The sequence below is a fragment of the Exiguobacterium sp. s56 genome (genome assembly GCF_018618255.1).
GTDB classification, from domain to species: Bacteria; Bacillota; Bacilli; order Exiguobacteriales; family Exiguobacteriaceae; genus Exiguobacterium; species Exiguobacterium chiriqhucha.
The window spans coordinates 75,551-94,860 of record NZ_JACSLR010000013.1 but is presented as its reverse complement, the minus strand read 5'-3'; the positions used below and the strand labels follow the sequence as shown (position 1 = coordinate 94,860).

Annotated in this window: 14 protein-coding genes; all 14 read left to right on the top strand. The window is 54.8% G+C overall.

All coding sequences use genetic code 11. The features are described 5' to 3' along the window. Positions 1–9 precede the first annotated feature (9 nt). Entirely contained in the window at positions 10–1,044 is a 1,035-nt protein-coding gene (gene purM, locus KNP71_RS12415; protein ID WP_021065198.1) for a phosphoribosylformylglycinamidine cyclo-ligase, read from the top strand. Then, a complete protein-coding gene (gene purN, locus KNP71_RS12410; protein ID WP_021065199.1) occupies positions 1,041–1,619 on the top strand; it encodes a phosphoribosylglycinamide formyltransferase in 579 nt (192 codons plus the stop codon). The genes purM and purN overlap by 4 nt, the downstream gene beginning before the upstream one ends. Continuing rightward, positions 1,616–3,136, top strand: a complete 1,521-nt coding sequence (gene purH / locus KNP71_RS12405; RefSeq protein WP_214830790.1) for a bifunctional phosphoribosylaminoimidazolecarboxamide formyltransferase/IMP cyclohydrolase — start codon at positions 1,616–1,618, stop codon at positions 3,134–3,136. Before purN ends, purH begins: the two co-directional genes overlap by 4 nt. A 13-nt stretch (positions 3,137–3,149) precedes the next feature. Continuing rightward, positions 3,150–4,403 (top strand): phosphoribosylamine--glycine ligase, encoded by a 1,254-nt coding sequence (gene purD, locus KNP71_RS12400; protein ID WP_214830789.1) that lies wholly within the window; start codon positions 3,150–3,152, stop codon positions 4,401–4,403. Between the two features lie 99 nt (positions 4,404–4,502). Further along, positions 4,503–6,788, top strand: coding sequence for a bifunctional diguanylate cyclase/phosphodiesterase (locus KNP71_RS12395; RefSeq protein ID WP_021065202.1), 2,286 nt, complete (start codon positions 4,503–4,505; stop codon positions 6,786–6,788). Between the two features lie 179 nt (positions 6,789–6,967). Continuing rightward, positions 6,968–8,710, top strand: coding sequence for an adenine deaminase C-terminal domain-containing protein (locus tag KNP71_RS12390; RefSeq protein ID WP_214799639.1), 1,743 nt, complete (start codon positions 6,968–6,970; stop codon positions 8,708–8,710). Between the two features lie 67 nt (positions 8,711–8,777). Beyond that, a complete protein-coding gene (locus tag KNP71_RS12385; protein WP_021065204.1) occupies positions 8,778–9,083 on the top strand; it encodes a YerC/YecD family TrpR-related protein in 306 nt (101 codons plus the stop codon). 36 nt (positions 9,084–9,119) lie between these two features. Continuing rightward, entirely contained in the window at positions 9,120–10,502 is a 1,383-nt protein-coding gene (locus tag KNP71_RS12380) for a TrkH family potassium uptake protein (RefSeq protein WP_131472919.1), read from the top strand. Positions 10,503–10,514: 12 nt separating this feature from the next. Beyond that, positions 10,515–10,751 carry a hypothetical protein gene (locus tag KNP71_RS12375; protein ID WP_021065206.1) on the top strand — a complete coding sequence of 79 codons (237 nt, stop codon included), beginning with the start codon at positions 10,515–10,517 and terminating at the stop codon, positions 10,749–10,751. Positions 10,752–10,844: 93 nt separating this feature from the next. Further along, positions 10,845–11,522, top strand: coding sequence for a heptaprenylglyceryl phosphate synthase (gene pcrB / locus KNP71_RS12370; RefSeq protein ID WP_214799636.1), 678 nt, complete (start codon positions 10,845–10,847; stop codon positions 11,520–11,522). Between the two features lie 38 nt (positions 11,523–11,560). Next, the gene (gene pcrA, locus KNP71_RS12365; RefSeq protein ID WP_021065208.1) at positions 11,561–13,777 is read left to right on the top strand and encodes a DNA helicase PcrA; all 2,217 of its coding nucleotides are present in this window, start codon (positions 11,561–11,563) and stop codon (positions 13,775–13,777) included. A gap of 9 nt (positions 13,778–13,786) precedes the next feature. Then, on the top strand, positions 13,787–15,784 hold the full coding sequence (gene ligA, locus KNP71_RS12360) for an NAD-dependent DNA ligase LigA (protein ID WP_214756936.1): 1,998 nt from the start codon (positions 13,787–13,789) through the stop codon (positions 15,782–15,784). A 228-nt stretch (positions 15,785–16,012) separates the two neighbouring features. Continuing rightward, positions 16,013–17,878: a DUF7507 domain-containing protein gene (locus KNP71_RS12355; RefSeq protein ID WP_214830788.1), complete on the top strand. Its 1,866-nt coding sequence runs from the start codon at positions 16,013–16,015 to the stop codon at positions 17,876–17,878. 141 nt (positions 17,879–18,019) lie between these two features. Then, positions 18,020–19,192, top strand: coding sequence for a CamS family sex pheromone protein (locus KNP71_RS12350; protein WP_214830786.1), 1,173 nt, complete (start codon positions 18,020–18,022; stop codon positions 19,190–19,192). Positions 19,193–19,310: the final 118 nt, after the last annotated feature.

The window sequence follows — 19,310 nt, the reverse complement described above, 5'->3', positions numbered from 1 at the left end:
GGACTGACGATGAGTTTAAGATATGAACAAGCGGGTGTGAATTTAGAGGCAGGTTATGAGGCAGTATCACGCATGAAGCGTCACGTTGCACGGACGATGCGTCCAGAAGTGATGACCGGGCTCGGTAGTTTTGGTGCGATGATTGACCTTGGCTCGATGCAGTTGAAACATCCGATTCTCGTCAGCGGAACGGATGGGGTCGGCACGAAACTCAAACTCGCGTTCGCGCTCGACCAACATGATACGATTGGAATTGACTGTGTGGCGATGTGTGTCAATGACTGTCTCGTCCACGGGGCCGAACCGCTTTATTTCTTAGACTATATCGCGACTGGAAAAGCGGAACCGGCCAAACTTGAGCGCATCGTCGCAGGAGTCGCCGAAGGCTGTGTCCAAGCGGGCTGTGCCCTCGTTGGAGGCGAGACGGCCGAGATGCCGGGGATGTATCCGGACGGCGAATATGACATCGCCGGATTCGCCGTCGGTGTCGTCGAGAAGGAAGCACTGATCGATGGACGGACGATTGAAGCGGGGGACATCGTCCTCGGACTCGCATCATCGGGTGTCCATTCAAACGGATTCTCGCTCGTCCGCCATATCGTCGAATCTCAAGGGCTCGCCTACACTGATGAGATCGCCATGCTCGACACGACGCTCGGGAACGCCCTTTTGTTGCCGACGCGCATCTATTCCGAGGCGGCGAAAGCGGCCATCGCGACGGGGCGTGTCCAAGGCATGGCCCATATCACGGGCGGCGGTTTTTACGAGAACGTGCCACGCATGCTGCCGGAAGGCCTCGGTGTCACATTCGACGCATCGAATTGGCCGAGCCTGCCCGTGTTCGACTGGCTCGAACAAGTCGGGCACGTCTCGAAACAAGAGATGTTCAACGTGTTCAATATGGGTATCGGCTTCATGATCGCAGTCCGTCCTGAAGATGTCGAAGCTGTCGAAGCTGCGCTCGAGCGCGCCGGAGAGACGTCGCATCGCATCGGGAAAGTCGATGCCAAACCGGGTGTCCGCATCATGGGGGTCGACCAGTGAAAAAGTTTGCCATCTTCGCCTCCGGGTCCGGTAGCAACGCCGAAGCGATTTGGCAAGCCATTGACCGAGGCGACTTGTCAGGGGAATGCGTCCTGCTCGTCACGGACAAACCAGAAGCGAAAGTACTCGAGCGGGCCGATCGGTTCAACATCCCGACCTTCTCGTTCGAACCGAAGACGTACGCCTCAAAAGCGGAATTCGAACAAGAAATACTCGTCCTACTACAGGCACTCGGCGCCGACTATATTGTCTTGGCCGGGTATATGCGGTTGATTGGGGACGTGCTGCTTACCGCGTATCCAAAGCAAATCATCAACATCCATCCGTCGCTCTTACCGGCGTTCCCTGGAAAAGACGCCATCGGTCAGGCGCTCGCGGCGAATGTGCCGACGAGCGGGGTCACGGTTCATTACGTAGATGCCGGGATGGACACGGGACCAATCATCGCCCAACAAGACGTCGCTATCGCAGGCTGTGATGCGGCCGAAGCGGCAAGACGCATCCAAGCGGTCGAGCATCAGCTCTATCCGCGCGTACTACAACAAGTGTTTATCCAACAGGAGGTTTTCAAGTGAGAGCATTACTGAGTGTGTCAGATAAAACAGGAATCGTCGAGCTCGCGCAGGCGTTGCATGAAGCGGGCATCGAACTCATTTCGACAGGCGGGACGGAAGCAGCGCTCATCGCGGCCGGCCTTCCGGTAAAAAACATCTCAGCAGTGACGTCGTTCCCAGAGATGCTCGACGGACGCGTGAAGACGCTCCATCCGCTCGTTCACGGTGGCCTGCTCGGACGCCGCGATTTGGACTCGCACGTCGAACAGATGAGAGACCATGACATCGAGCCAATCGACTATGTCGTCGTCAACTTATACCCGTTCAAACAGACGATTGCGAAAGAGAATGCGACGTATGAAGAAGCGATTGAAAATATCGATATCGGTGGACCGAGCATGCTCCGTTCAGCCGCGAAAAACCATGCCAGCGTGACGGTCGTCGTTGATCCGGCCGACTACGGTCATGTGGCCGAAGCGGTTCGTGCCGGCGGGACGACGTTCGAAACACGTCAACGTCTTGCGACAAAAGCGTTCCGTCACACGGCGGCGTATGACGCCTTGATTGCCGACTATTTAGGGCAGCAGATCGGCGAGACGTTCCCGGAACAGCTCACGGTCACGTATGAGAAAGTACAAGACCTCCGTTACGGGGAAAACCCGCACCAGCAGGCAGCGTTTTACAAGACGCCGCTCTATCACGGGATGACGCTCGCGAACGCGAAGCAACTGCACGGCAAAGAACTCTCATATAACAATATCCAAGATACGAATGCGGCGCTCGAGGCGCTCAGCGAATTGACGGAGCCGGCAGCGATCGTCGTCAAACATATGAACCCGTGCGGTGTCGCTGTCGGACAGACAATCAGCCAGGCGTTCTCAAGAGCCCATGCGGCCGATCCGGTCTCGATTTTTGGAGGCATCGTCGCCTTGAACCGTGAAGTCGATGTGGAAACGGCAGAGGCGCTCCGCAACATCTTCCTAGAAATCATCATCGCGCCATCCTTTAGTGAGGCAGCACTTGACCGATTGAAAGAGAAAAAGAATCTTCGGTTATTGACGCTCGACATGGGCCAGATGACAGGGATGCGCTTGACAGCCGTCGCGGGCGGTCTCCTCGTACAAGATGGGGACGACGTCACACTCGATGATGCGTCATGCCAAATCGTGACGGATCGTCGTCCGACGGCGTCTGAATGGGAAGATTTGAAACTTGCGTGGCGTGTCGTGAAACACGTGAAATCCAACGCCATCGTCGTCGCCAAAGACGAGACGACAATCGGCATCGGTGCGGGACAGATGAACCGCGTCGGCGCGGCGAAAATCGCTTTCGAACAAGCAGGGGAACGTGCTCAAGGGGCCGCTCTCGGTAGCGATGCGTTCTTCCCGATGGGCGATACGGTCGAGGCTGCGGCTGCGGCCGGGATCACGGCCATCATTCAACCGGGCGGATCGATTCGTGACGAAGAGTCGATCGAAGCGGCGAACCGTCACGGCATCACGATGGTGTTCACGTCAGTTCGACACTTCAAACATTGAGAGGAGCGATAAGATGAACGTACTCGTCATTGGACGTGGCGGCCGTGAACACGCGCTCGCCTGGAAACTGGGACAAGACGGACATGAGGTGTTCGTCGCCCCGGGCAATCTCAATATGGATGGTGTGACCTGCGTGCCGATTGAAGAGACGGATGTTTCGTCCCTTGTTGGGTTTGCGAAGCGCGAAGAAATCGATTGGACGATTGTCGGCCCCGAATCGGCCCTGATGGCCGGAGTCGTCGATACGTTCCAAGCAGAAGGTCAACACATCTTCGGACCGACGAAAGCGGCAGCGCTCCTCGAGGGTAGTAAAGCCTTCGCCAAAGAAGTGATGCGCGAAGCAAATATTCCGACAGCGGGATATGATACGTTTACCGACGCAGCGTCGGCGCTACGTCATATCGATCAGTCGGAAGCCCCGCTCGTCGTCAAAGCGGACGGACTCGCTGCCGGGAAAGGCGTGACCGTCGCGTTCACACTCGATGAGGCGCGGGCGGCGATTCACGACATCTTCGGCACCGATAAGTTCGGGGATCAGTCCCGTGTCGTCATCGAAGAGTTTTTAGACGGGGAAGAGTTCTCGCTCATGGCGTTCGTCTCAGGCGAGCACGTCATCCCGATGATCACGTCACAAGATCACAAACGTGCGTTTGACGGCGACAAAGGGCCGAATACGGGTGGCATGGGCGCTTATAGCCCGATGCCTCATCTCGACGATGCCGTGTACACGGAAGCGGTCGAGCGCGTGCTCTTCCCGCTCGCGCGGACGATGGTCGAACGAGGCACTCCGTTCGAAGGGTTCTTGTATGCAGGTCTTATCTTGACGGCGGATGGCCCGAAAGTGATCGAGTTCAACGCTCGGTTCGGCGATCCCGAGACCGAGGTCATTCTCCCGAACTTGGCATCTCCTCTCCTCGACGTCATCGAGGCGGTCGTGGACCAAAAAACGTATCCGATTGAATGGGTGGAAGGCTATACGATTGGAGTCGTCGTCGCGGCAGAAGGCTATCCTGATCGAGCGACGACCGGACAGGTACTATCAGGCTTCGGTGACTTACGAGACGATGTGCTCGTGTTCCATGCGGGCACGACCCGTGACGGGGCGGACATCGTCGGCAACGGGGGACGCTTGTTCGTGCTCACGTCGACAAAACCGACCTTGCTCGAAGCGAAACATGCCGTCTATACGGCACTCGAACAACTTGATTTGCCACAGACGTTCTACCGTCGAGACATCGGGGGACGGGCGTTGGCACGTTTTTTTTAAAGGATGGGTCAACCCGTCCTTTTTTTCATGCGAAAAGAAGGGAATTCACGCTTCCTGCTCTACAATAATGGAGTAGATTGAAGGAAGAAGGTGGTCGACGTGCGCATTCGGACGAAGCTCATGATTGCGGTGGCCGTGAATATAGTCGTGTTTGTCGGAGTCATCTTTTTTGGGGTCCGCCCTTATTTTATCGAGAGGAGCATGGAGCAAGATCGGCAGACGGTCGAGAGTCAAGTCGCGAGCGTGTCAGAGACGCTCGCCAATCGGAAGCATACGCTCGAGCGCACACTCGTCGATTGGGCCGTCTGGAATGACACGTACACGTTCGTTCAACGACGGAACGCCTCCTATGTCCAAAGTAACATTAGCGAGGAATCGCTTGAAAACTTGAGCGTCAACGCCATCGTCTATTTGGACCGGGACGGAGAAGCGTTCTACTCGTCGTTCCGTTCAGCGAGCACGACGTTGTCAAAAACCGATCAACAAACGCTCATCAAGGCGGTCACTTCTCGATTAAGCGATCAGGAAGGTACGCAAAACGGCATCTATGCGAGTGATTTCGGTCCGACGCTGTACGTCAGTCACCCGATTTTACGAAGTGATAGTAGTGGTCCAAGTCAAGGTACGCTCGTCATGCTCGAGTTCGTCGACCCGGCATTTCTGGCGGACATGAGCACCCAGACGAAAATTCCATTGACGATTCAACCCGCGCGTCAAAATCAGACGGTCATCACGGATGGCGATGCGGGGACCGACGTCGTGATTCCGCTTGGCACCGTGTTTCAACAGTCCGATTTCGAAGTCAAATTCACCGTCGAACAAACACATTATGAAAATACGGTGGCGATGTTGCGACTCGGGATGATCGCCCTCGTCGTCCTTGGGCTCGGTCTCTTCTTTTCGTTGCTGTGGACGATTCACCGGGTCGTGATTCGACGTCTCATGGAAATCGTCAGTGAGTTGAAAGTGATTACACTCGAACGGGATAGCCGGCTCCGGCTCAGTCGTGATGCGAACAGCCACGACGAGATTGAACAGATGGCGACGAGCATGAATGAAGTGCTCGCGGCACTCGAAGACACACGTGCCGAAGTGATTGACCGGGCGTTTCGTGACGCGTTGACGTTGCTCCCGAACCGGCTCGCGCTTGAGGACTACTTCTCGAACGTACGTGGCAAACAAGACCAAATCGGTGTGCTCGGTTTGGACCTGGACGATTTCCGGCGCATCAACGACCAGTACGGACACCGGACAGGCGACGCCGTCCTGATTTATATCGCTTCCCGACTCAACTTTTATAAAGAAGACGGATTTGTCGCCCGAATCGGTGCCGATGAATTCATGTTCGTCCACCCAAGCTGGACGCTCGAACAATTGCAGCCGGTCGCCCGGCGTTTGATCAAAGACTTGAAGGATTGGGCCGAAGTCAACGGGGTGAAGGGGATGGCGGCGACAATCGGTATCGATGTGTTCACTTGTGCCGAACCGCACCATACGTACGAGATGATGATGGGACGGCTCGATGTCGTCATTCATGAGGCAAAACTGTCAGGAAAGAATCGAGTGCTCACGTTCCAAGAAATCGAGGATGGAAGCCACTACTTACAGACGCTCGAGATGGAGCGTGACTTGCGCCATGCGCTCGAACATGATGAATTCGAACTGTATTATCAACCGATCGTGTCGCCGCGACCGTTTGCCGTACGTGGCGTCGAGGCGCTCATTCGTTGGAACCATCCGACGAAAGGTCAAATCTCACCTGGACTGTTCATCCCTGTTGCCGAACAGCTCGGTCTCATCTCTGATTTGGGTCGTTGGGTGCTCGAACAAGCGGTCACAGAGATGAAAGACCACGTGGAACGACATCACTTGTTCCTATCGATTAACGTGTCGAAGCGCCAAATCGCCGACGGTTCGTTTTTAGCTTCATTAGAACGAGTGTTGATGAGTTCGAGGTTTGACCCTCACCGTCTCCATGTCGAAATCACCGAGAGCGAGGTCGGCGGCAATTTATATGAACTTCAGCAGTTCATTCAATCGCTCAAGGCCATCGGCGTCAAAATCTCGCTCGATGACTTCGGGGTCGGCACGTCGTCGCTGTCGTTTTTACAGTCGCTCCAACTCGATTTGATTAAAATCGACCAGAATTTCGTCAAAGGGATTCCGGAGAACACGTTCGACCGGGCGTTGCTCGAAGGGTTATATCAGACGTTCCACACGCTCGGGCTCGATATCGTCACCGAAGGAGTCGAACGTCCGGAACAGCTCGCCTTCGTGCTCGAACATAGCAGCTCCCTCATTCAAGGCTATCATTACAGCAAGCCCGTTCCGCTCGCTCAACTCGAGCATTATTTGAAAAAGACGGTCACGATGTACGATTGGTGAAGGCGTCTCCCGTGGGAGACGTCTTTATTTGTGTGAATTTCATGTGAATTCCGTTACAATGGGCAACATAGCTTGCGAGCCTTTCAGAGAAAAGGTAAACTTGAATCAGATGAAAGAAAACGCTTACAAAATTATTTTCTAATAATAATGGCGAGGCGATTAAGGGAGGATTGGGTTCGATGCCACCAAAACGATCGGCGCGGGCACCGTGGTCTAAAGCGATGATTCGGTCACAATTAGAAGTCGTGAGCCAAGTCAGACCACCTTCGCTCGTATTGACGAATGCCACATACTTAAATATGTACGTGAAGCAGTGGAAACAAGCAAACATATGGATTGAGCATGACCGAATCGTCTATGTCGGGCCAGATGTACCGAAAGCTGCCGTCGAAACGGTGGATATGTCAGGGAAATACATCGTGCCGGGCTATATCGAGCCGCACGCGCATCCATTCCAACTATATAATCCGGCGACGCTGTCGAAGTATGCAGGTGAGCGGGGGACGACAACGCTCGTGAATGACAACATGCTTCTTTTTTTACAAAATAAGGAGCAAGCGTTTGCGCAACTGGAAGCGATGCAACAGCTTCCGACGAGCACGTACTGGTGGGCGCGTCTCGATACGCAGACCGAACTTGACCGTGACAGCGTTCTCGTCGACTCCGAGCGGATTCACGCTTGGTTCAATCACCCGGACGTCATCATGGCCGGAGAATTGACGGCCTGGCCACGGACGTTAAAAGGTGATGACGAGATGCTTCAGTGGATGCTCGATGCGGAGACGTGCGGTCTCCCGGTCGAAGGACACTTCCCAGGGGCTTCGGCGAAGACGTTGACGAAGATGGCGTTGATGGGTGTTCACAGCGACCATGAAGCGATGACGGCCGAAGAAGCGCTCTGCCGGCTCGAACACGGCTATACGACAACACTCCGTCACTCTTCCATTCGTCCTGACCTTCCGGGACTCATCCGTGGTCTGCTCGACGCCGGACTCGAGGCGTTCGATCATGTGATGGTCACGACAGACGGGTCGACGCCAGGATTTTATCAAGACGGGTTACAAGACGCGCTCGTGAAAATCATGATTGAGGCGGGTTTGCCTCCAATTGAAGCATACCGCATCGTCTCGTTGAACGTGGCGCGACACTTCGGGCTCGATCACGTCCTCGGTTCGATTGCGCCGGGACGCATCGCCCATCTCAATATTTTGGATGCGGTTGATGAGCCACGCCCGAGCGCTGTCATTGCCAAAGGGCAATGGATTTATCGGGACGGGACGTCCGAATTTCCGAACGAGCTCGTCGATGCGGCGCTTGCCTTGATGCCGTCGACGAACGTCGACATCGAACTGACGCCGAACGACTTATCGTTCAGCATGCCGGTCGGGCTCGACATGGTCAACTCGGTCATCATGAAGCTGTTCAAAATCACGCACGATACCGGACAAGATGAGCTGCCACGTGACGGGGACGAGTCGTTCCTCATGCTGCTCGATAAAGAAGGGAAATGGCGCCTCAATACGGTGCTGAAAGGATTCGCCAACGACTTCGGAGGCCTCGTCAGTTCGTATTCGATTAGCGGTGACTATTTGATTCTTGGGAAATGCAAACAAGACATGTTGACGGCTTTCGAGCGGATGAAGGAACTTGGCGGCGGCATCGTCCTTGTCGACCGCGGTGAGGTGATCGCGGAAATCTCGCTCCCGCTCTGTGGCATGACGTCGAAGGAGCCGGTCGAACGGTTGATTGTCCAAGAAGAAGGGTTGCGGGCCGAGCTACTGATTCGTGGATACAAATTCGAAGACCCGATTTATACGCTCTTGTTCTTGGCGTCAACGCACTTGCCATATGTGCGGGCCACACCGCTCGGGATTTACGAAGTGATGAAGAAACAAATACTATTTCCGGCGATTTTACGATGAACAGTTGAGTCCGAGCCGGTCGTGCTTTAGAATGATAAAGAAGTACGATGAGAGAGGATGCTTGCGGATGCAACTCGATAAATTACGAGGACGAGAGCTCGATCAGCTATTTGAGGCGATTTTGAAGCTCGATACACTCGAAGATTGTTATCAACTATTTGAAGATTTAGCGACCGTGAACGAAGTACAGGCGCTCGCCCAACGGCTTGAAGTAGCCCGTCAAATTCGTGAAGGTAGCACATATCATAAAATTGAAGAAGCGACAGGTGCTTCGACAGCCACCATTTCCCGCGTCAAGCGTTGCTTGAACTACGGGTCTGGCGGTTATGATCTTGCCCTTGAACGTCTAAAACAATCAGAAGGTGACTCGTAAGAGTCATCTTGTTTTTGATGGGAGAGGAGGGGCGAGATGCAAGACAAGTTTATGAAACGAAATTTACAGCTGTTCTTCCGGAAGCTGACACCGGTCCAGACACTCGTGTTGATTTACAGCGCGGCGGTCGTGTTGTCTGTCATTTTGCTCGCCTTACCGATTGCGCGACAGCCGGGTGTCACGATCACATTCACCGATCTCGTCTTTTTTGCGGTCAGCTGTGTCAGCGTCACCGGCTTGACGCCAATCGTCGTGACGGATACGTTTTCGACGTTCGGGCTGTTCATCATCCTGTTCATCGTTCAAGTGAGCGGGGTCGGTCTGATCAGTTTGCACGTCATCATGTGGATTTTGCTCGGAAAGCGGATTGGCTTTCGTGAGCGTCAGCTGATTTTACGGGACCAGAACCAGACGTCGATGTCTGGAATCGTGAAGTATATTGCGGAAATTGTCATCACCGTTATCACGATTGAAGCGATTGGGGCAATCATGCTCGGAATCCATTACTTAAATTACTTTGATACGGCCAGAGAGGCGTTCCTGCAAGGGCTGTTCGGTTCGATCAGTGCGACGACGAACGCGGGGTTCGATATCACCGGCAGTTCGCTCGCGCCGTTCCGGGAAGACCCGTTCGTCATCTTTACGCAAATCGCGCTCATGACCGGTGGCGCCATCGGGTTCCCGGTCCTCGTCGAGATTCGCACCTATTTGACGAACCGGATTATACGGAAACGTGAGAATTTCCCGCGCCGCTTCTCGTTGTTCACGAAATTGACGGTATCCACGTTCTTCGGATTGATCGCGGTCGGGACCGTCGGCTTGTTTCTATTTGAATACAATAACGCGTTCAAAGGTTTACCGCTCTGGCTCGCGCTCTCGGATTCCTTGTTCCAGTCCGTGACGACGCGAAACGGGGGCTTGACGACGGTAGACGTCAACCTGTTCTCGGAAGGCAGTATGTTATTGTTATCGATTCTGATGTTCATCGGGGCGTCCCCGTCCTCGGTCGGCGGGGGGATTCGGACGACGACGTTCGCCGTCGCCGTGCTCGGGGTCGTCGCGTTCATTCGCGGGGACTCGTCCATCAAAATTTTCGGGCGCGAGATTGTGCTCGAGGATATTTGGAAAGCGTTCGTCATCATCACGGTGTCACTCGCTGTCCTGCTCACGGGGGTCATGGTGCTCACCTTCTTTGAAGACGCATCGCTTACCCGCATCTTGTTCGAGGCGTGTTCGGCGTTCGGAACGACCGGCTTGTCGGTCGGTCTGTCGGCAGAGTTCAGTAACGTCGGAAAATGGGTACTCACGATTTTAATGTTCATCGGTCGAATCGGTGTCATCGCCTTCATCTTGATTTTGCAGCGGAGACAGCCGAAACGGATGTACAACTATCCGAAAGAATCAATCATCTTAGGCTAAGGAGCTCAGATCATGAAGGCTTTTTGGATCAACTTTGGTTACGTGTTCGCCGTCCCGGTCTTACCGTTCATCGCGGTCGTGAACGGAACGGCGCTCTGCTCGCCAGATTCACCGTTACTCGAGATTCCAGTGCTCGGCTTCTTTTTGGCCAATCCGCTCTGGTTCATCCCGGTTTACGGGCTGTTCGCACTCGTCGTCGCCAAATGGATGACGGCCCGCGAACAAAAGACGCACGCCAGACGTGCTTGAGACTTGCCTCGGCAAGTCTTTTTTTGTTCAACAGATGCAAGCGACGGGAAAAATCGCTACACTAGAGAAGGTATCGAATGGGGGGGAAGCCGAATGGATTTTCAATCGTGGCGCCACGTCTTTAAACTTGATCCGAATAAACCGCTCGATGATTCGGCGCTCGCAGCGCTCATCCGTTCGGGCACGGACGCTTTCCTCATCGGTGGGACGGACGGGGTCGACGCGGAAAACACGTTCGCGCTCTATACTCGTCTCGAAGGATGCGGCATCCCGCTCGCGCTCGAGATGAGCCATCCCGAGCAAGTGATTCGAGGCTTCGACCACTATTTCATTCCGACCGTCTTGAACGCGGGCACCGTGGACTGGGTCATCGGTCATCAAACGAGAGCGTTCGAACGATACGGACACTTGTTTCACGCTGACGTGACCGGACAAGGGTATATCGTCTTGAATCCAGATGCGAAAGTGGCCCACGTGACCGAGGCGAAGACCGATTTGTCCATCGAGACAGCCATCGCCTATGCGGAAGCGGGACATCGCTTGTTCCGCCTGCCTTCCTTGTATGTAGAGTATAGCGGCACGTTCGGATCGGTCGAGCTCGTCCAAGAAGTGCGACTGGCAGTGCCGGACGCCCATCTGTTTTATGGGGGCGGCATCACCGGATACGAGTCGGCCCGAGTAATGGCCGAGCACGTGGATACGATCGTCGTCGGCAATGTGATTTATGACAATTTCGAAGGAGCGCTTGCGACTGTCGCGGCACTCCGATAAAATAAGAACAAATGTTTGGATAGGGAAAGGAAACGATTATGTATAACTTGAGTGAAGAATTAGTCAAAGGCATGAACCCTCCGCAAGCGGAGGCGGTCAAATATACGGACGGCCCGTTGCTCATCATGGCCGGGGCAGGGTCTGGGAAAACACGTGTCTTGACGCATCGCGTCGCCTACTTGATGGCGTCGAAACAAATCGCGCCGTGGAACATTCTCGCCATTACGTTCACGAACAAAGCGGCTCGCGAGATGAAAGACCGGATCGCCCGCCTCGTCGGTGGCGTCGCGGACGATATTTGGATTTCGACGTTCCACTCGATGTGTGTCCGGATTTTGCGGCGTGACATCGATCGCATCCGTTATGACCGGAACTTCTCGATTCTCGACTCGTCCGATCAGTTGACGGCCATCAAACAAGTGCTTAAAGAGTTGAACCTTGACCCGAAAAAATATGAGCCGCGGACGCTCCTCGGTATGATTTCGAACCATAAGAACGAGCTCCGCACGCCGCAAGATGCGGCCGCACTCGTCGGCAACAACCCGTACGAGAAAGTCATCTCGGACGTCTACACGGCGTATGAGAAGAAATTGAAGCAGAACAACGTGCTCGACTTTGACGACTTGATCATGAAGGCGATTCAGTTGTTCCAAGAAGCGCCGGACGTGCTCGCGTTTTATCAGAAGAAGTTCCAATACATCCACGTCGACGAGTATCAAGATACGAACCGGGCCCAATACACGCTCGTCAAGCTGCTCGCGCAGGCGCATGAGAACCTGTGTGTCGTCGGTGACTCGGATCAGTCGATTTATCGCTGGCGCGGCGCCGACATCGCCAACATCTTGACGTTCGAGAAGGATTATCCGAGCGCGCACGTCATCTTGCTCGAACAAAACTATCGGTCGACGAAGCGGATTTTGGAAGCGGCGAACGGTGTCATTCAAAACAACTCGGGTCGAAAAGACAAGCAGCTCTGGACCGAGAACGTCGAAGGCGAGAAACTCCTCTTGCATGTCGCCTCGGATGACCGGGATGAAGCGTTCTTCATCATCAATCAGATGAAGGAGCTCCGCCAAGAAGGCATCGATTACGGCGAGATGGCCGTCCTGTACCGGACGAACGCCCAATCGCGCGGACTCGAGGAAATGCTCCTCAAGTCGAACATCCCGTATAAGATGGTCGGCGGGACGAAGTTCTATGAACGAAAAGAAATCAAGGATATCTTGGCGTATTTGCGCTTAATCGCCAACCCAGACGAGGACATCTCATTCGTCCGTGTCGTCAACGAACCGAAGCGCGGCATCGGCGCCGCGACGGTCGATAAGCTCGGCGACTTCGCCGGGATGCAAGGCGTGTCGCTCATGGAAGCGATTCGTGACATCGAACTGTCGGGCATTGCGCCGCGCACAGCGACGAAGCTCGCCGAGTTCCGTCAATTGATGGTCGATTTGCGTCAAATGGCCGACTACTTGTCCATCTCGGAATTGATTGAAGAAGTGTTGAAGAAGTCAGGCTACGAAGAGATGCTCAAAATCGAGAAGACGCTCGAAGCCGAGAGCCGCCTTGAGAACTTGCAAGAGTTCCTCTCGGTCGCCCAAAATTTTGAGAAAGAGAGTGACGAGCAGACACTAGTCGCCTTCCTGACCGATTTGACGCTCGTCTCGGACCTCGACACGCTCGAAGAAGTCGACGAGTTACACCAAGTCACACTCATGACGCTACACTCGGCCAAGGGACTTGAGTTCCCGGTCGTCTTCTTGATTGGGATGGAAGAAGGGTTGTTCCCACACAGCCGTGCCTTGAACGACCCGGAAGAGATGGAAGAAGAACGCCGTCTCGCGTACGTCGGCATCACGCGGGCCGAGAAGCGTCTCTATTTGACACGGGCCCAGTCCCGCATGTTGTACGGGCGTTTCCAAAACAACCCGGAGTCGCGCTTCTTGCACGAGTTGCCAGAGACGCTCTTGGAGCGATCGGGCAAAGCGAAGAAGCCGATGCCATGGAATCCAGTCGAGTCGCCGGGGAAACTTCCTGTGAACGGCTTCAGCTCGAAACCGAAACCAAAACTTGCCCAGTCGTCCGGCGCCGAATCAATCGGTTGGAACGTTGGGGACAAGGCCAATCATAAGAAATGGGGACAAGGCACGGTCGTTCAGACGCGTGGCGAAGGCGATCAGCTCGAGCTCGATATCGCTTTCCCGGCCGTCGGCATCAAGCGCCTGCTCGCCAAGTTTGCCCCAATCGAAAAAGCGTGAGGTGATCATATGGAGATGGCAGAACGCGTTGAAGCGATTCGTCAAAAGTTAAATCAATACGGGTATGAATATTATGTGCTCGACCGACCGAGTGTCCCGGATGCGGAATACGACCGTCTCATGAACGAATTGATTGAAATCGAGACGGACTATCCGGAACTCCGGAGTCCGGATTCACCGACGCAACGTGTCGGCGGCGTCCCGCTCGATGCGTTCGTCAAAGTGACACATGACACGCCGATGCTGTCGCTCGGGAACGTCTTCTCCAAAGAAGAACTCGTCGAATGGGTCGAACGGATTGAGAAAGATCTCGGCTATAGTCCGCTGTTCGTCGCCGAACTCAAGTTTGACGGGCTCGCCGTGTCGCTGAAATACGAAGACGGTCGGCTCGTCCGTGGCGCGACGCGCGGGGACGGGACGACTGGGGAAGACATCACACAAAACTTGAAGACGATCCGCTCGATTCCGCTCCGGTTGAACGAGGACGTCACGTTCGAGGTGCGCGGTGAGGCGTACATGCCGAAACGGTCGTTCGAACATTTGAACGACGAGCGGGAACGCCTCGGCGAACCACTATTCGCCAACCCACGCAATGCGGCGGCAGGTTCGCTCCGGCAGCTCGACTCGAAAATCGCGGCGTCGCGGAACTTGGCGTTCTTCGCCTACGGGCTCGTCTCGACGGACGATCTCGCCGCCTCGCATGACGAGTCGCTCGAATATTTGCGCCGTCTCGGGATTGCCGTCAGCCAAGAATACACGACGTGTCATACGGCCGATGAGTTATGGGACTATATTGAAACGTATGTGACGAAGCGGTCGGAGTTGCCGTACGAGATTGACGGCATCGTCATCAAAGTCGCAGCTTACGAAGAGCAAGAACAGCTCGGCTTCACGGCGAAGAGTCCGCGTTGGGCCGTCGCGTATAAGTTCCCGGCCGAGGAAGTCGTGACGACGATTGAAGACGTCGACTTTAGTGTCGGGCGGACCGGGAAAGTCACGCCGCGTGCGCGGTTTGCACCGGTCTCGGTCGCAGGGTCGACCGTGACGTATGCGACGCTCCATAACGAGGACTTCATTGTAGAGAAGGACCTTCACATCGGAGACCGTGTCGTCATCAAGAAAGCGGGGGACGTGATCCCGGCCGTCGTCTCGGCGCTCGTCAGTGAGCGGACCGGGGAGGAGACGGAAATCGTCTTCCCGACGCATTGTCCAGCTTGTGAATCTGAACTCGTCCGGTTAGAGGGCGAGGCGGACCACCGCTGCGTCAATCCGGAATGCCCGGCCCAACTGCTCGAAGGGCTGATTCATTTCGTATCGCGCCCGGCGATGAATATCGATGGGCTCGGTGAGAAAGTGATTACGCAACTCCATGCGTCTGACCTCGTCCATAACGTGGCCGACCTATATCGTCTCGACCGGGATGCGCTGCTCGCGCTAGACCGGATGGGCGAAACGTCGGTGACGAACTTGCTCGCGGCGATTGAGCAGTCGAAACAGAACTCGCTCGAGCGTGTCTTGTTCGCGCTCGGTATCCGCCTCGTCGGACAAAAAGCGGCCGCGTTGATTGCGGAACGGTTCGAGACGATGGAGGCGGTCATGGAGGCATCGATTGACGAGTTGACGTCAATCGATGGTATCGGTACGAAGATGGCTGAATCGATCGTCTTATACTTTGAGAAGCCGGAAGCTCGTGACCTCGTCCGTGACCTCGGCGCGGCAGGTGTCAACCTGACGTTCAAAGGTACGAAACGACCGGTCGCTGACGCTGATGCGCCGCTCGCCGGGAAGACAGTCGTTTTGACCGGGAAACTGCATGAGATGACGCGTGGCGAGGCCGGTAAGCAACTTGAACTACTCGGTGCGAGCGTCACAGGCAGCGTCAGCAAGAACACCGACCTCCTCGTCGCCGGCGAGAAGGCAGGGTCGAAATTGACGAAAGCCGAGTCACTTGGCATCGAAGTGTGGGATGAGGCAGCGTTGCTCGCCTTCTTAGCCGACCCATCTTGAACGAGGTCCTCCTGAAGGAGGGCCTTTTTTTTCATTGACCTGATTTTCAAACGTTTCCGTTTTCGAGCAGATTCGTGCCCTCATGGGACGGGTAATGATTAGTATCTACAAATACTTTTCGACATCAAGACCTTACACCACGACTCGCGCACACTCATCCTCCATCCCTCTCCCGTGCCGGAGCGTGTCATCGCAGACGTTCGTCACACCTTAGAGGAGGGGACCATCATGCAACGCACCAACCGACGTTTCATCGCACTCATCACATTCGTCCTCGTATTGATCAGCATGTGGGCACCGAATGGAAGTTACGCGAACGCGACAATGACACCTACGCCAATTTATGCACAAATTGATTTGAGCCCTGAAGAAATCGAAGCGTACGATGACGCGAGTTTGATTTACGCGGACGTCACGTATTACGGGGCACGTGAGACGTCAACGATTTGGCGGTTCATGATTGACGCGACCGAGGTCGACGTGACGACAATCGATCAAGTCACCTTGTATGACAGTGCCGGTGTTCCTTATTCATTTCCGGGCGCCGTCTATGCGTTTCAGATGGAGGAGCTTGCAGGCGAGTCGATCGAACCGGGTGGTGACGGGACGGAGACGATTCCGGACGTCGACATACCGGTCGAGCCCCCGCTCGTTGAACCGGAGCCATCGCCAGAGGAACCTGTCACAGAAGAAATGGCCGCACCTTCCGCTAGTCCAGCAGTTGCCATCGATCAATCGGTGCTCGGTGCCGATGGGCCGATTGAACGTATGTTAGGCGGAGATTTGGTGACGTATCGGCTCGTTATCGATGTGACGGGCGCTCCGATTGAGAACTTATCTGTGACCGACACAGTGCCCGAAGCGTTGACCGTCGTCGCGGATTCGGTCGAAGTGCTCGGTCCGGAAGGCTCGGTCGCTCCAACGACCGTGAGCGGACCGCCTGCCTTTGATTGGACGTTCCCGACGATACCGGTCGGAACGACGACGATTCAGTTCGACACGTTCGCACCAGACGTGACGAGTGAGACCGTCGTGACGAATACGTTCTGTATCGGTGTTGAAGACGAGACCGTTCCGGCAACTTGTACGGAGGCGAATGTCACGGTCGTACCGAACGAGACGATTGGCCTTGAGGTCGGGAAAGAGGCAAACATTGATCAAGCCGTTGTCGGTGGGATGATTCCATATACGTTCGTTATCGAGAACACAGGCGAGACGGCGCTCACGATTACATCCATCGAAGATGAGTTTTTTAGCGGCGACATCGACGCCAAGGCGGTCGACACGTTCAATGCAAACGTCCGCGAGCGCTTATTGGCACTCGTCGGCGATGATGGGCTTCTCGCTGGGGAACGAGTCGAGGCGACCGTCAACTTATTGATTCCAACCGATTACGATCGGACGAGCGCTCCTGAAATCGGGAACGTGTTCCGCGTCGCTGCGACCGATGCTTACGGTCGAGTCATCGATGCCGAGAGCCAACAAATCGTCTTATTGAATCAAGCTGACTTCACCGTCACGAAGACGGCGCGTCCCGAAACGGTGCATCCAGGTGAGGCGATTCGCTATACGTATACAATCACGAACACGTCGAACGTCACCTTGTACTTCGTCGACGTCATCGACGAATGGACGAGCGGGGCGTTGACGACCAAAGAACAGCGCGAGACGACCGAGACGCTCCGAGACGGCATGCGTGCTCTGGCCGAAGTCGAGAACGGATTAATCCCCGGCGAAGAGGTCGTACTCGAGATGGAGAAAGTACTCTTGCCATCTTATGATGTGCGGGCCGGCGCAGTGCTCACGAACCGGACGACGTTCACGTTCGAAGTCAATCGTGAGGCGCGCGTGTCGCGGACGGTCGAGGCGACCGTGCACGTGAAGCAAAACCTTCCAAAACCGGGTAACGATAACCGTGATGACCAAGATGAATCGGTTTATGTGCCGGAACCAACGACTCCGGTGACGCCAGACCAAGCGACCCTTCCGATGACCGGCACGACAAAAACGTGGGGAACGGTACTCGGACTCGTCTTGATCGTGCTCGGTCTCTCGTTCTTGACGCATCGACGTCGCCCATCTCCGAAAGCATGACGTGGACACCCTTCAACTCGAGTTGAAGGGTGTTTTGCTGTGAATTGGCACTGATTCCGCTTCGACACTTTTTTCAACGGATGATTTTGTTATAATGGACGAAGTGTAACGAAACGAATCATTAAAGGAGTTCAGACATAGATGAAATGGAAACAGATGCTCATCCCAGCTCTCGCCGCGACGGTTTTTCTCGGCGGATGCTCTATGAAAATCCCGATGGGGGAAGAAGAAGTCACACCGACAGGCGAAGAGACGGCAGCCGAAGGGGTCACTCAAGCGATTCAAGCGCGTGATTCATATTACCAGATGGTCATTCCGTTTAAACCAGCTGCGGCCCGAGGACTGGCGCAACGTCAAGTCAGCTCATCGCTCGAGCTCGAAGAAGTGGAGCTCGGCCTCATGCGCCATTCGACCGGCGCGTTCGATTCGGAGAAGTACGCCTATCAAGAAGGACAGCTATTGACGAGTGAAGATGTATCGCGTCTGCTTGGCCGTAAAGACAAAACGTCAGAAGGTCTCGTTCCGCTCAACCCGGCGTATGCGAACGGCACGGCCGAAGTGGCCGAGGAGCAGTTCGTCGAAGAGAACAAAAAGTCGCCACTCTATTTGGCGTCGCTCGTCGAACAAAACTATATGACGAAAACGGATAGTGGGTATCAACTCGGCGGTGTGTCGTTCGCCTTGATTTTGAATCAAGAGTACGTGTTCCAAGCGCCGAACTTCGGTCCGACCTATACGGAAAAGTTGGACGAGAAGAAAGTCATCGCTGAAGGAGAACGCATGGCGAATGAACTCGTCGCCCAGTTGCGGAAACGTGAGGACTTTAAAGACCTCGATATCAACGTCGCGTTGTATATGAAAGCGCCGCAAGGTTCACCGACACCAGGGAACTATATCAAATCGGCATTCGTCGGCTCAGCCAATGAAGTGGCGGCGAACGACTGGACCGCCATCGATGAGACCTATTATTACTTCCCGTCCGCCACGGCGACGACCGAAGTGCGCGACGATGCCCAAAAGTTCTCCCTCTTCAGTGACCGGATTGCCGATGTGTTCCCGGATTTCAGCGGAATGATTGGAAAAGGCTTCTATCAAAACGGCGAGTTGTCACGAATCGAAATCGACATCCCCATCCAGTTTTATAGCCGGGCCGAGCTCGTCGGGTTCACCCAGCACGTCGTCGGTCTGCTCGAGAACCGGTGGGAGTACAACCGGAACGTACCGGTCCGCATCAACGTCACCTCACTCGGTGGCCAACAAGAAGTGACCATCGTGTTCGAAGAAGGCATGGACAGTCCGAGAGTATATTTCTAATCGTAAGAAGGCATCGTGATGAAACGAATGCCTTCTTTTTTTCGTATGCTAAGTAACGAGGAAATTCTTTGACCTTCTTTGACCAAATCGGTAGAATAGACTTAACAGAATCGGGAAA